Raw genomic sequence first — 14,370 nt, forward strand, 5'->3', positions numbered from 1 at the left:
TAATATTAAATTATAAATTACACGTGTAAACAGAAATGGAAGGAGTATATATCCATGAAGGAAATACCAAGCATTTCAGATGCAGAACTTACTATTATGAAAATAATATGGGAAAATCCCAATATAACTGCAAATAAAATTATAAAACAACTATCAGATAAAACTAAGTGGAAGCCTAACACCGTAAAGACATTAATAAATAGATTATTAAGGAAAAATGTAATTGGCTTTAACAAGGAAGGTAAAGAATATTACTATTATGCTGTAGTTCAGGAAGAAAATTATATAAATGCAGAAAGCAATTCTTTTTTAAATAAAATATTCAATGGCTCTGTCATTTCAATGGTATTAAATTTTGTTGAGAACAAAAAATTATCTGAAGGTGAAATTAAAGAACTGAAAGATATTTTAAATAAAAAGCATGAGTAAGAGGTGCTTATATGTCAACTTTAATAAAAACTATCTTTATAGCATCACTTAACGGAAGCGTACTAGTTATGCTAATACTTTTAATAAAGATGCTGTTAAAGAAAAAATTAAGAGCTGAATTCCATTATTTCATATGGTTTCTTTTAATAATAAAACTCATTATACCCTATGGACCTGAAAGTAATTTAAGCATATTTAACATATTTGATGCTGTAAGTGAGAAGGAAAAAACTATCTCCAGTAATTATTTAAAAGCAAATAATATATCTAAATCAATGAGTAGAGATAAATCTCAAGATATGATTGCTCCTAATAATTCGTATAATGGTAAAAATGTAGAGAGTTTAAATAAGAAAATAAATTATAAAACAGTACTGTTTTATATATGGATACTAGGAATGGTGTTTTTTATAGCTAATACATTATATGAAATAAAGAAAATTCAATTTATAAAGAAAAATGCAATGAGTGATAAGTCTTCTAATCTTAATATCATATTGAACAGCTGCCTAAATATAATGAACATAAATAAAAGTGTATCTTTAATGTACCCATATAAACCGATTAGCCCATGCTTATGTGGATTAATTAAACCTACAATATTTATTTCACAAAGTATTATAGGAAATATTTCAGAAGATGAATTTAAACATATTATAATACATGAACTCTGTCACTTAAAGAGAAAAGATTTACTTATTAACTGGATTATAATAATCTTAAATATTGTTTACTGGTTCAATCCAATAATACGATATGGTTTTTATAAAATGAAACAGGATTGTGAAACATCCTGTGATGCTTATGCCCTTAGGTATTTAGGCATAGATAGAAATATAAATTATGGAAACACAATTATAAAAATATTGCAATTAGAAAATGACACCCCTTCGCTAATTACTTCAGCTCCTATGGCTGTAAATAATTCCGAAATCAAAAGGAGAATTACTATGATATCAAAACATAAAAAAAATTCTTTAAAAAATATAATATGTGGAATTTTAGTTATCACTGCTCTTACAACAGTAGGGTTAACAAGTGGTATTTCTAAGACAAAACCAAATAGTGATAACTACAATTCCAAACCTTACTATGAAAGCATTATGGATTACTTAATAAATTCTGCCAAAGGTCACAGCTCTGTGTACAACATGAATTCTAGTGAAAATAATAATTTTGCAAGCAATAACTCACTAAATTTTAACAGTACAGATGAATTTCAATTTGAAGAATTGGATTTTAATGGCTATCAAAAATATTGGAGTTCTAATTTTGAAAATAATATATTTGCAGCTGATTTTGATTTCTTTAATGGGATAGAATCGTATAAAATAACCTCTCATAAAACTAGCTATAGTATAAAAATAAATACAAATATAAAAAGCGGAAATGTATCTATAAAAATTTACAATGATAAAAAAGTATTATTTGAAAAGATAAACCCAACAAACAAAACTATAACAATTTCAAAGGAAGATGCTAAAAATATTAAGCTTGATTGTATAGCAATAAAAGCCAAAGGTACTATTAAACTTGAACTAAATTAACAGCATCAATGAAATGATATTACTTAGTTAGAGAAGCTGCTGTATAATAAATATTTATTCACTATACAGCAGCTTTTCTAATAATTCACATGAACTAGCCAAAACTTTATATTTTTATCACTCCATCCAAGGTCCCAAGGTACTCTATTTCTATCTGTATTGTGGCAGCTTACTAGAGAATATCCTTTAGAATCCGCTCCAGTTACTACTGAAATATGAGTTATGTCTCCTTTCTTTTCATAGGCTACAAAATCTCCAGGCAAAAGTTTATAAGAAGCTTTATATACCTTTTCATAACTCCCATGGGCTACTAGGGATGCTCTTCCACTGTATATCATATAACTTTTAAATCCGTCTGCATTTAGCCAGGATCTAGTGGCTCCAGAACCATCATAGTTCCAACCAGAATTTTTTCTAAACTTACCGCCTTCATGAAGTATTTGTGATGCAAAATTTGCGCAATCTCCTCCCTGGGAATTATAATTTCTATACTTTCTATTGTAGCTATACCCATACTCTTTCTCCGATGCTATCCCACAGTACCTATCTGCATATTCCACTGCTCCTTTTCTTCTATTGTTCATATTAGAAAAATCTCTTGCTTGTTGAGATTTTATATATTGATTTATAGCATCAACTTTTAAATTTCCTAAATTTAGAGAATCAGCAAAAGGATCTTTATACCACTCCTTGCTTATTATCCAATTGTCCCCTTTTTTTGAAATATTCAAAACATGAGACGTCCCAATTTTGCAGCTGTTAACTTTTACTGGATCATCTTCATATATATAACTATATTTTGTGGAACATATTAAGTTTACAGAATACTTATCATCCTTACCTCTAATTCTCTTGATCATTACCTCTGGCATAATTTCAGTAAACTTTACTCCTTGCCTTTCTTCCCAATTTTTAAGATATTTCATCTTCTGTTCTTCGTGCTCATAAGCCCATTTTCCATATTTTGTACTTCTATCATAATTACCTTCTATTAATTTTAAATCTCCATTTAATATAGCTTTATTCCTGTTTTGGAATATATCTTGTATAGAATTTGCAACCTCTTCTTTTGTGCTAATTTCTTCACCTTTAGGCTTACAAAACGGGCATATTAGAAATATAAACAAAGCGATCACCATGACTTGGAGAAACCTTTTTTTTAGAGAAATTTTCATAACCATACTCCTCATATAATTAATTTACTAACTGTGTAGAATTATCATATACTTTGCATAGTTATTATTCCCAATTAAAATAATAATCACTCTGTGAATTTCACCCAAGGTTTCATATTTATTACTACTTTAATTTTTCATCTATCTTTTGAATATATCCATTTACCAATTTATCATTGTAGGGTGCTTGTGAATACCAAAATTTACTGTTACTATTTTTTTGTCCAAAATATCTTGATTTTAAAATTATTTCTGGCCTGTATTCAAAATGAAGAATGTCAAAATGACTCCACTTTCCGCCCCATACAAAGCCATTTTTTTCAAATGCATCTACAATTTCTTTTGGGTATTCCTGTATTCTCTTATCTCCTTCTTCTTTAGTCACCCATTTCCAATAATCTCTTCTATCTCTAGCAAGATCAATGGCTATTCCAAAGGAATGGGGGCTTAGCAAACTAGTTCCCGAAATACACCTGTAATTAAATGTGCCACTACTAGGAAACAAGGCCTTATAAACCTTTGAATTTCTCTGAGAAATAGGCATCAACTCTTTTACTGCATTTTCAAGAGATTTAGAGGCATTGTTATTTCCATTAAACTGAAATCTTCTATATCCTAGATTAGCCATTTTAAGATTAGATTCTATAGCCTTTCTATCGCATCCATAAACTTCCTTCAAAAGCGAATATGTCCTAATTCTTCCAGGATCAAAATCTTTTTCCATTACTCCATTTATGGTACCTATGGGATAGGACTGTTCCATCATGTCCTGTAGATCCGTATCATACATTTTTTGCTGAAAACTTTTACTACCCTTATCATCATATAAAATTCTTTTACCAGACTTTGCAACTACATATACCTTTCCATCATTACCTTTTTCCAAATCTGTAATATATTCCGGGTAGGCCATCATAAGACACAAAATATCCTGTTTCATTGTGGTATAATAGTCATCTGTCAATGCCTTCACAGGGCTTACACATACACAAATCAATAATAGTGCTACTATAATTATCTTTTTTTTCATACTATAGGCTCCTTGTCAATAAGTAAGTGATTCACTCCAAATCGAAGATTTGGGTTCTAATTTGTGTAACTCCTTCTCCTTATCAGTCAAATGAGTAAGTGATTCACACCAAATCGAAGATTTGGGTTCTCTACTTATATTATGTTGTTCATAGATTTATATTATGCATTCGTATAGAAGCTATAAAAAATAGGCTGACAGACTTGTAACTGTAAGAAGTTTGTCAACCTATTTTAACTTTTTAACTTAAAATTCTATAATGTTTATACTCTTTCTTTTTCAAACCAGCTAAGCACTTCTTTCTGGAGAGATATTCTTTTGTCACAAAATCCATGATCTGTATTTAAAATTACACTTTTATAGCAAACATTTTGTTCTTTTAAAGCTCCTATAAGTGGTTTATAGTGTTCATCTATAGTTGCGATGTCATCTCTAGCTCCTCCAATTATAAGTATAGAATGTCCTTTTAATTTTTCTACTATATTTATCAGATTCCAATCTTTTCTATTTTCTATAACTTCTTGTACAACTTTTTCTGCAGTTATACCATTAAGAGGCAAAACCCAATCTTTCCAAGTTTTAATAGTTTCTTTTTTTAAATTACTATCCTTTAAGAGCGTTTCTCCCATAAGTCCAAAATTAAATCCTGCTATACAAGCTGCATATTTGATTTCAGGATGTCTTGCTGCAGTCATAAGGGTAGCAAATCCTCCGAGACTGTGCCCTATCAAAATTATATTTTTTTCGTCAACTCTATACTCTTTCGCATAATGCGGTGATCTTAAAAAATTAATGGCAGAATCCGCATCCTCAAGTACATTAGCTATAGAATAAGATCCTTCACTTCCCCAACTTCCTCTATAATGAAATACAAACACATTGTATCCTGCTCTCAATAAAACATGGGCAATATCAAAATTTTGCTCATATCCTGGAAACCCATGGAATAAGATTACAGTAGGATGTGGTCCCCTTCCCTGTGCAATATGTATTACACCCAGAAGCTTAGAACCTTTGCTGTTAAAAATAGACCCTTCTACTAATGTAGGGTACTCTTCATCAAATTCCTGCAAATCCTCTCTTATTGGATCTATACATACAGTTTTTAAACTCATAATAATCACTCCATCTTTTACAAATCTTTGTATAATAATTCTAATTTTAAAGTATAAAAATATCACTATATCTTAGTTCATAGTATTCATTATAACATATAATAGCATGATTTTACTGCGTTGACAGAACTGAACTATCACTGTACTATACTTATTATAGAGTTTATAGTCGAAAGTTAAATTTATACCCATAAATATATTTTAAGGAGGATATTTTATGCAATACAGGAAATTTTGTAAAGATGGTTTTAAAGTATCTACTTTAGGTTTTGGATGCATGAGACTTCCAATAATAAATAACGATCTTTCAAAAATTAATGAAAAAGAAGCACTAAAAATCATAAGGCATGCCATTGATAATGGTGTAAATTATCTAGATACAGCATATCCTTACCACGGCGGAAATAGTGAAGTTTTAGTAGGTAAAGTACTTAAAGATGGTTACAGGAAAAAAGTTAGAATTGCAACTAAAATGCCTGTATGGCTAGTAGAAAAATATGAAGATTTTGATAAATATTTGAATGAACAATTAAAAAGGCTTGATGTAGACTATATTGATTATTACCTGCTCCATGCTATGACCAAAGACAGAATGGATAAAATGGAAAACCTAGGTGTTTTTAAGTTTTTAAATAAAGCCTTAGAAAACGGTAAAATTAATCATGTAGGCTTTTCTTTCCATGACAATTTAATGGCTTTCAAACATATAATAAATTTATTTCCCTGGGAATTTTGCCAGATCCAATTTAATTATTTAGATGAGGATTACCAGGCAGGTATAGATGGACTAGAATATGCAGCCGATAAAGGCTTATCTGTAGTTGTGATGGAACCTTTAAAAGGTGGACTTTTATCCGGTAATCTTCCAGAAGATATAAACAACATATTCAATAAATCAAAAGTAAAAAAAAGTCCAGTTGACTGGGCTTTAAGCTGGGTACTAAATCATCCTGAAGTGTCAATATTACTAAGTGGAATGAACTCTTTAGCACAAGTGAATGAAAATATATCTATAGCATCAAAATCTCTCCCTAATTCAATTTCTGAGGAAGACATGGATTTAATAGAACAGGCAAAAGAAAAATTCAATGCCCTTATGAAAATAAAATGCACCCGCTGTGGATACTGTTCCCCTTGCAAAGTGGATTTGGATATTCCAAATATTTTTTCTATGTATAATAATTACTTTATGTATAAAAGTAAAGAGTCTATATTTAATAAGTATAATAATATGCCAAAAAAATCAAAAGCATCTTGCTGCATATCCTGCGGAAAATGTGAGGATAATTGCCCGCAGCATCTTCCAATCAGGGTACTTTTAAGGCAAGTTAAGTCTACCTTCGAAGAAAAATAATGCTGACAAATATTGCCCTATATAAATTCTAAACAAAGAATCAACTTATAATATCCATATATATAGCCTTTAATTGAAATTTAATCTTATACATGAAATATAATGACAAAATTGAAATCATACTTAAAAACTTTTATAAATAAGTCTTAGCTTGGTATTTTAGAAAACCTTAGTAACTTAGATATGTCTGAGGTACGAGTTTATATAAGTTACTTTAGGTTTTCAAAATACTAATCTTTAGACTTATTAAAAGTTTTTATCCGATGACTACTCGCTCTAATACTCCCACTTGTGCAAGTATGAGTAAAGAGCGACTACGTCCCTGGATAACGATTTCTAAGCATCAGGTGGAGTTTAAAACTCCATCTGATGCCAAGAACTCTGTTTATGATGATAAAATTTGTCATTATACGATATTGTATAAGTTAACTTTCAAGCTAGAATATCCATATAATTATTAACTCTTAACTTCTAAGTGCCAGCTCCTGCAAATATTCACCCATAGTTCTGTATTCTATATTTTCTTCATTTTTTTCTGTCAAAATAGCATTAATATAGGCATTTGCTGTATCCAAGCATGTGAATACTATTTTATCATGAGCTAAAGCTGTATGTCTAAGTATAAAACCTTGCCTTGTAGTGTTATATCCTTGAGTAGCTGTATTTATAACTATATCTATTTTCTTATCTTTTATATATTCCACTGCAGTATCTAAATCAAGCTTCCTGCATTTTACTCCATTTTCACTTAAAAACTTATAAGTTCCACTGGATGCACTTATACTAAATCCAAGTTCTCCATATTTTTTAATTACATTTAGTGAAATCTTTTTATCTATATCATTTATAGAAACATAAAGATTTCCCTTTTGAAGTATTTTAACTCCTGAAGCTTTAAATGCTTTATATATAGCCTTGTCCTTATCAAAGTCCACTCCTAAGACTTCTCCTGTAGATTTCATTTCAGGTCCTAGTGCCACATCTACTCCAGATAACTTTTTATTAGAAAATATAGGCATTTTAACTGCATAAATATTGCTGTACTTATACATATCCTGTTTATAGTGAAAATCTTTTATTTTCTTACCTAACATAACTTCTACAGCTATCTCTACCATTGGAATATCAGTAACTTTACTCAAAATAGGTACAGTTCTCGATGCTCTTGGATTTACTTCTATTACATACACCTTATCTCCATCAAAAGCATATTGAACATTTAAAAGTCCTTTAACATTCAACTTCTTGGCAACCTTCACTGTATAGTCTTCTATTTTTTTAAGTACATTCTCTGGTAAATCTGATGCTGGATATACTGCTATACTGTCCCCAGAATGTACCCCTGTTTTCTCTATATGCTCCATTATTCCCGGAATTATTAAATCTTCCCCATCTGATATGGCATCTACTTCTATTTCTTTTCCCACTATATATTTGTCTACAAGAACAGGATGTTCCTTAGATAAATTTACGGCGTCCTTTAAATATTTACACAACTCTTCATAATTGTAGACAACTTTCATTGCTCTACCACCTATTACATAAGATGGTCTAACAATAACAGGATAACCTATTTCAGCTACTAAGTTATCTGCTTCTTCAAGGCTTGTTACAGATCCACCTACAGGTGAATTTATCTCAAGTTCTTTAAGAAGTACTCTAAATTTTTCCCTGTCTTCTGCCAAATCTATAGATTCAAAGGACGTGCCAATTAAATTTACTCCTCTGTCATTTAACTTTTTAGATAGATTAAGTGCAGTCTGTCCTCCAAATTGTACTATAACCCCATCCACCTTTTCCTCATTTATTACATTCATAACGTCATCTATATAAAGCGGCTCAAAATACAGCTTATCTGAAATATCAAAATCAGTACTTACTGTCTCTGGATTATTATTTATTATAATGGCTTCATATCCTGCTTTTTTTATGGCCCAGACACCATTAACACAGCAGTAATCAAACTCTATTCCCTGTCCTATTCTAATAGGTCCTGAACCTATTACAAGTATTTTCTTATTATTTGAAACAACATTGTCACTTTCTAAATCATAACAGGAATAATAGTAAGAAGTTTTTGCTTCAAACTCTCCGCTGCAGGTATCTACCATTTTATAAACGGATTTTATGCCATTTACTTCTCTAAGTTTCTTTAAATCTTCTAATTTCATACCTATCAATTTACAAATATATTCATCCGTAAATCCCATGATTTCAGCTTTTTGAATGGTTTCAACATTTGGCACATTGCCTGTCAATTCATTTTCCATATTCACTATATTTTCTATTCCACCTAAGAACCATTCATCTATTTTAGTTAATTCATGAAGCTCATCTATAGTCATTCCTTTTCTAAGAGCTTCTGCTAAAGCAAAAAGTCTTTCATCATCCTGGTTATTTATCTTTGCTATTATTTCATCCTTGCTCATATTTTCAAATTTATCTAATTTCAGCCCTATTATTTTTCCCTCTAAACTTATAACTGCTTTTAAAAGAGCACTTTCAAAACTCCTATCTATAGCCATAACTTCTCCTGTAGCTTTCATCTGAGTTTTTAAAGTCCTGTTTGCAGTTTTAAATTTATCAAAAGGCCACTTAGGCATTTTAACTACACAATAATCTAGAGCTGGTTCAAACAGTGCACTGGAATTTCCCGTAACATAATTTTTAAGTTCATCTAAAGTGTATCCAAGAGCAATTTTAGCTGCAATTTTAGCTATAGGATATCCTGCTGCTTTTGAAGCCAATGCACTTGATCTGCTTACTCTAGGGTTTACTTCTATAACCATGTACCTATTACTATTAGGATCTAATGCAAATTGAATATTACATCCACCTTCTATTTTTAAAGTCCTTATTATCTTTATAGCAGATCTTCTAAGCATCTGGTACTCTCTATCATTAAGTGTCTGAGATGGGGCTACTACTATGCTGTCTCCTGTGTGTATTCCCACAGGGTCCAAATTTTCCATATTACAAACTACCATACAGTTGTCCTTTTTGTCTCTCATTATTTCATATTCTAGTTCTTTCCACCCAGCTAAACTTTGCTCAAGAAGTATTTGATTTATAGGACTCTCTTCTAATCCATTTTCACATATTTCCATATATTCCTCATAAGTACTTGCAATACCACCTCCGGTTCCTCCTAAGGTATATGCAGGTCTTATTATAATTGGAAGGCTGACTTTATCTAAAAATTGCTTGCATTCTTCTAGATTTGTAGCAATTTCACTTACAGCTATAGGTTCATCTATTTCATTCATTAGATTTTTAAAGCTTTCCCTATCTTCCGCATTCTTTATGGATTCAGTTTTTATTCCAAGAAGTTCTACATTGTATTTTTTAAATACCCCAATTTCATTAAGTTCCATTGCCAAATTCAAGGCAGTCTGTCCACCAAATCCAGCTAAAATCCCATCTGGTTTTTCCCTTCCTATTATTGCCTCTAGTGATTCAACAGTTAAAGGTTCTATATAGGTCTTGTCTGCAACATTTTTATCAGTCATTATAGTAGCAGGGTTACTATTTACCAGAACAGTTTGTATTCCCTCTTTTTTTATAGCCTCGCAGGCCTGTGTTCCCGAGTAATCAAATTCCGCAGCCTGACCTATTATTATAGGACCCGATCCTATTATTAAAACCTTTTTCAAGTTTTCTCTTAACGGCATTATATCACTTCTCCTTGTTAGGAATTTGAAAGAAAATAGGCTAGCATACTGACTAGTCATTTCTTTGAAAATACCTTATTTATACTAAAGTCATTAATCGCAAAAATTTATCAAATAAATAGCCCGTATCTGTAGGTCCTGGAGAGCCTTCAGGGTGAAACTGTACTGAGAATATAGGCAGCGTCTTATGTTTAATTCCCTCTACCGTATGGTCATTTAAATTAAAATGAGTTACTTCAATACTGTCTTTATTTAAACTTTCTCTTTTAACTGCATAGCCATGATTTTGAGACGTTATAAAAGCTTTATCTATATCCTTATCATATACACCATGATTTCCACCTCTATGGCCAAACTTCATCTTATAGGTATCTCCTCCAAGTGCAAGTGATAATAATTGGTGTCCAAGGCATATTCCGAATATAGGTAAATTACCTATTAACTTTTTTATAGTACCCATTATCTCTCCTAAATCCTTAGGATCTCCAGGGCCATTACTTAAAAGTATGCCTTTAGGATTTATACTCATTATACTTTCATAAGAAGCATTGTAAGGAAATATTGTTATATCACAGTCTCTATCCTTCAAATTTTCAATAATGTTCTTTTTGCTTCCAAAATCTAAAAGTGCAACTTTAGGCCCATTTCCTGAAATATGCTTTATGGAGTTTGTACTTACCTGAGATACTAAATTTTTATTTTCATAAGAATTTAGCATTCTTCTTATTTCACTTATAGATTCATTTTCACTGCATATTACACATTTCATAGTTCCACTTGATCTTATCTTTTTGGTTATACTTCGTGTATCTATACCACTTATACCTACGACTTTATTTTCCTTTAAAAAATTTTCGAAACTATTTTCACTCAAATAGTGAGATGTATTATTATACATGTTTTTTATTACCATACCTTTAGCCTGTATCTCACTAGATTGGCTAAAATTGTAATTAATTCCGTAATTACCAATGTAAGGATAACACATTGTTATTATCTGTCCTCTATAGGATGGATCTGTAAGTATTTCTTGATATCCTGTCATGGAGGTATTAAAAACCAACTCTCCTGCCGTTATTGCTTTGTGTCCTATGGCTTTTCCCATAAATACAGTTCCATCTTCTAAATACAATATGGAATTCATTTTATTCCTTCTTTCTAAATATTACTTAAAGTTGCCACCATAACAGCCTTTATAGTATGAAGCCTGTTTTCAGCTTCATCAAACACTATAGAATTAGGTCCCTCAAATACTTCTTCAGTTACCTCTAGTGCTTCATACCCAAACTTTTTATATATTTCTTCCCCTACTTTAGTTTCCGTATTGTGAAAAGCTGGAAGACAATGCATAAACTTAACATTTTCATTTTTACAAGCCTCTATAAGTTTGCTGTTTATTTGATATGGCATTAAAGTTTCTATTCTCTTTTTCCAAAGTTCTTTTTCTTCTCCCATGGAAAGCCATACATCAGTATAAAGGACATCTGCTCCTTCTACAGCTTTATACAAATCCTCAGTAATTGTAATAGTGCCTCCACTTTCCTCGGCTACTTTTTTACACTCTTTAACTAGTTCATCTTCTGGGAAAAGCTCTTTAGGTGCTGCTATTTTAAAGTTCATTCCAACTTTTGAAGCACCTATCATAAGGGCATTTGCCATGTTATTTCTTCCATCTCCGATGTAAACAAAATTTACATCTTTTAAAGGTTTAGCTATGTGTTCTTCTATAGTCAGAAAGTCCGCTAAAACCTGGGTTGGATGATCTTCATCTGAAAGTCCATTCCATACAGGTACTTTTGAATATTCTGCCAATATCTCCATATCTCTTTGAGAAAATCCCCTGTATTCTATGCCATGAAACATTCTACCCATTACTCTAGCCGTATCTTTCACAGATTCTTTTTTACCCATATGACTTCCCTGGGCACCTATATAAACTACATTTGCACCCTCATCATAAGCACTGACCTCAAAGGAACATCTTGTTCTCAGGGAATCTTTTTCAAATATAAGGGCAATATTTTTCCCTTGCAATCTCTTTTTTTCCGTTCCATTATATTTTTCTTCCTTTAACTTCTTTGCAAGATCAATAAAGTACTTTATCTCTTCCTTTGTAAAATCTTTTAATGTTAAAAAACTTTTACCCTTTAAATCTATCATTTTTCTTCCCCCTTAAAATCATTTTTTATAAATATAGGAAACAAATATTTCCTTAAGCTTTACTTTAAACATTAGAAATATCTTTATATTAATTCATTGATATTTTATAATTATACATTTATATTAATAATAATTCAATATAAATTTAAAATTTTTTATTTTGTATTGATTTGAAATACCTTAAAATACAAAGTTAAAAAAAATCTTCAATAGAAAATAACTATTGAAGATTTTTTAAATCTGAAGTAATTTATACATTTTGTATACATACAATTTTTTATTTTTAATGCACTAATGAAGTTCTACTACCCTATTTACCAAAGTTCCTATTTTTTCAATACTACATTCAACTATATCACCTTGTTTTAACACTTTAATTGGTGTAAATCCCATGCCAACTCCACTTGGTGTACCTGTTGATATAATATCACCAGTTTTTAATGTAATACCTTTAGACAAATCACTTATTATATAAGGTATATCAAAAATTAAATTCTTTGTATTAGATTTTTGCCTTACCTCTCCATTTACAGTGCAACTTATATCCAAATTAACGGGAAATGGTACTTCGGTTTTATGAATTATGTAAGGTCCCATAGGACAGAATGTATCCAAACTTTTTCCCTTAAACCACTGTATATGTTTTCCTTGAAGATCTCTTGCAGATACATCATTTATTATAGTATAGCCAAAAATATACTCTTCAGCATCCTCTTTTTTTATATTTTTGCCATCTTTGCCTATTATAACTGCAAGTTCAACTTCATAATCTACCTGATTTGTAATTTTTCTAGAAAATTCAATATTATCGACCGTTCCCACAGCTGGTGATGCTGCCTTTGTAAAATAAATTGGTACCTCTGGAATACCATTTCCAGCTATTCTAGTAATTTTTATTTCCCTAGCATGTTCTATATAATTTTTTCCAAGACAAAAAACATTTCTCCTTGGATATGGTATCGGAGCTTCAATTTTAATATTATTTATTGGTATAGTTTCTATACCTTCATTATTTATGCACTCTTTAATTATATTCAATTTACAATCATCCAGATAATCTATAAGCTCCAGCATAGTTTTAGGTGGATTTTTTTCTCCTATATTTTTAAATACATTAGCAAAATCTATGACAGAATTGTTCTTTAAAATTCCTATGCATTCTTTTTCTTTATACAGATATGTTAAAAACTTCATATTAACATCTCCCACTTATATTAAATCAATCTTAGTTGAACTTATATTATGCCTTTCCGCTGCAGCACATCCAATTATTTTCCTCACATACATGTATAGATACATCTTCATAACCTGCATCTACAAAGAGCTGCTTTAACTGTTCCGGGGTGTGCATAGTCATTTTATCCATATATTCATCATTTTTTTCTTTAAATTTATCGCTTATGTACATCTCATTTATTACTGTAAAAGTTCCATTTGACTTTAAAACTCTTTTAACTTCTTTAAAGCTTTTTAATAAATCAGGCCAAAAATATATAGTCTCAACTGCAGTTACTACATTAAATTTATCATCTTCAAAAGGAAGTTTTTCTACATTTGCATTGTACACTTCCACTCTTTTTTCATCTATAAGCTCTTTATTAAATTCTTTGGACCAGTTAACACAATCAATAGAATAATCTACACCTATGACCTTTCCCTTTTTTGCTATGTTAGCTAGTCTATTTATAGTTCTTCCGCCTCCACAGCCAATATCCAAAATAATATCATCTTGCTTAATAGAAATTTTATCTAGCCCCCAGGTAGTAACTTGGAAGTGGTCTTCATTCATTGAATCGGCTATAAATTTTCCTACTTCCCCTGCAGGTTTTCTACACTGATTTAATCTTCTAGAAAGTTCACTCATAATATAATTGCTGCTTAAGATTTTA

Annotated in this window: 11 protein-coding genes; 3 read left to right on the forward strand and 8 right to left on the reverse strand. The window is 30.7% G+C overall.

Annotated features, from left to right (window positions below; translation table 11 throughout):
• Positions 1 to 54 precede the first annotated feature (54 nt).
• Positions 55 to 429, forward strand: a complete 375-nt coding sequence (locus B5S50_RS02725) for a BlaI/MecI/CopY family transcriptional regulator (protein WP_065076788.1) — start codon at positions 55 to 57, stop codon at positions 427 to 429.
• Between the two features lie 11 nt (positions 430 to 440).
• Positions 441 to 1,976 (forward strand): M56 family metallopeptidase, encoded by a 1,536-nt coding sequence (locus B5S50_RS02730; protein WP_217303020.1) that lies wholly within the window; start codon positions 441 to 443, stop codon positions 1,974 to 1,976.
• Between the two features lie 77 nt (positions 1,977 to 2,053).
• On the opposite strand, the gene B5S50_RS02735 is transcribed toward B5S50_RS02730, so the two are convergent.
• The 3 genes from B5S50_RS02735 to B5S50_RS02745 all read right to left on the reverse strand — a co-directional run bounded on the left by B5S50_RS02735 (position 2,054) and on the right by B5S50_RS02745 (position 5,296).
• Positions 2,054 to 3,151: an amidase domain-containing protein gene (locus tag B5S50_RS02735; protein ID WP_154104923.1), complete on the reverse strand. Its 1,098-nt coding sequence runs from the start codon at positions 3,149 to 3,151 to the stop codon at positions 2,054 to 2,056.
• A 124-nt stretch (positions 3,152 to 3,275) separates the two neighbouring features.
• A complete protein-coding gene (locus tag B5S50_RS02740) occupies positions 3,276 to 4,181 on the reverse strand; it encodes a M15 family metallopeptidase (RefSeq protein WP_065076791.1) in 906 nt (301 codons plus the stop codon).
• A gap of 263 nt (positions 4,182 to 4,444) precedes the next feature.
• Complete coding sequence (locus tag B5S50_RS02745; RefSeq protein WP_065076792.1) at positions 4,445 to 5,296, reverse strand: S9 family peptidase; 852 nt, start codon at positions 5,294 to 5,296, stop codon at positions 4,445 to 4,447.
• Between the two features lie 217 nt (positions 5,297 to 5,513).
• On the opposite strand from B5S50_RS02745, the gene B5S50_RS02750 reads away from it, so the two are divergent.
• The gene (locus B5S50_RS02750) at positions 5,514 to 6,650 is read left to right on the forward strand and encodes an aldo/keto reductase (RefSeq protein ID WP_217303021.1); all 1,137 of its coding nucleotides are present in this window, start codon (positions 5,514 to 5,516) and stop codon (positions 6,648 to 6,650) included.
• Between the two features lie 464 nt (positions 6,651 to 7,114).
• Here B5S50_RS02750 and carB read toward each other — a convergent pair whose 3' ends face one another.
• The 5 genes from carB to B5S50_RS02775 all read right to left on the reverse strand — a co-directional run bounded on the left by carB (position 7,115) and on the right by B5S50_RS02775 (position 14,345).
• On the reverse strand, positions 7,115 to 10,321 hold the full coding sequence (gene carB / locus B5S50_RS02755) for a carbamoyl-phosphate synthase (glutamine-hydrolyzing) large subunit (protein WP_217303022.1): 3,207 nt from the start codon (positions 10,319 to 10,321) through the stop codon (positions 7,115 to 7,117).
• A gap of 79 nt (positions 10,322 to 10,400) precedes the next feature.
• Positions 10,401 to 11,465: a glutamine-hydrolyzing carbamoyl-phosphate synthase small subunit gene (gene carA, locus B5S50_RS02760; RefSeq protein WP_217303023.1), complete on the reverse strand. Its 1,065-nt coding sequence runs from the start codon at positions 11,463 to 11,465 to the stop codon at positions 10,401 to 10,403.
• Between the two features lie 14 nt (positions 11,466 to 11,479).
• Positions 11,480 to 12,481: an ornithine carbamoyltransferase gene (gene argF / locus B5S50_RS02765; protein WP_217303024.1), complete on the reverse strand. Its 1,002-nt coding sequence runs from the start codon at positions 12,479 to 12,481 to the stop codon at positions 11,480 to 11,482.
• Between the two features lie 291 nt (positions 12,482 to 12,772).
• Entirely contained in the window at positions 12,773 to 13,675 is a 903-nt protein-coding gene (locus B5S50_RS02770) for a fumarylacetoacetate hydrolase family protein (protein WP_217303025.1), read from the reverse strand.
• A 46-nt stretch (positions 13,676 to 13,721) separates the two neighbouring features.
• Complete coding sequence (locus B5S50_RS02775; RefSeq protein WP_065076879.1) at positions 13,722 to 14,345, reverse strand: class I SAM-dependent methyltransferase; 624 nt, start codon at positions 14,343 to 14,345, stop codon at positions 13,722 to 13,724.
• Between the last annotated feature and the right edge of the window lie 25 nt (positions 14,346 to 14,370).

Origin of the sequence: Clostridium sp. 001 (assembly GCF_019056555.1) — a bacterium.
GTDB lineage: Bacteria > Bacillota > Clostridia > Clostridiales > Clostridiaceae > Clostridium_B > Clostridium_B ragsdalei.

What these genes read in the sequence shown, in the direction of transcription:
- B5S50_RS02725 (WP_065076788.1), top strand. Translation starts at nt 55, where the DNA reads ATGAAGGAAATACCAAGCATTTCAGATGCAGAACTTACTATTATGAAA.
- B5S50_RS02730 (WP_217303020.1), top strand. Translation starts at nt 441, where the DNA reads ATGTCAACTTTAATAAAAACTATCTTTATAGCATCACTTAACGGAAGC.
- B5S50_RS02735 (WP_154104923.1), bottom strand. Translation starts at nt 3,151, where the DNA reads ATGAAAATTTCTCTAAAAAAAAGGTTTCTCCAAGTCATGGTGATCGCT.
- B5S50_RS02740 (WP_065076791.1), bottom strand. Translation starts at nt 4,181, where the DNA reads ATGAAAAAAAAGATAATTATAGTAGCACTATTATTGATTTGTGTATGT.
- B5S50_RS02745 (WP_065076792.1), bottom strand. Translation starts at nt 5,296, where the DNA reads ATGAGTTTAAAAACTGTATGTATAGATCCAATAAGAGAGGATTTGCAG.
- B5S50_RS02750 (WP_217303021.1), top strand. Translation starts at nt 5,514, where the DNA reads ATGCAATACAGGAAATTTTGTAAAGATGGTTTTAAAGTATCTACTTTA.
- carB (WP_217303022.1), bottom strand. Translation starts at nt 10,321, where the DNA reads ATGCCGTTAAGAGAAAACTTGAAAAAGGTTTTAATAATAGGATCGGGT.
- carA (WP_217303023.1), bottom strand. Translation starts at nt 11,465, where the DNA reads ATGAATTCCATATTGTATTTAGAAGATGGAACTGTATTTATGGGAAAA.
- argF (WP_217303024.1), bottom strand. Translation starts at nt 12,481, where the DNA reads ATGATAGATTTAAAGGGTAAAAGTTTTTTAACATTAAAAGATTTTACA.
- B5S50_RS02770 (WP_217303025.1), bottom strand. Translation starts at nt 13,675, where the DNA reads ATGAAGTTTTTAACATATCTGTATAAAGAAAAAGAATGCATAGGAATT.
- B5S50_RS02775 (WP_065076879.1), bottom strand. Translation starts at nt 14,345, where the DNA reads ATGAGTGAACTTTCTAGAAGATTAAATCAGTGTAGAAAACCTGCAGGG.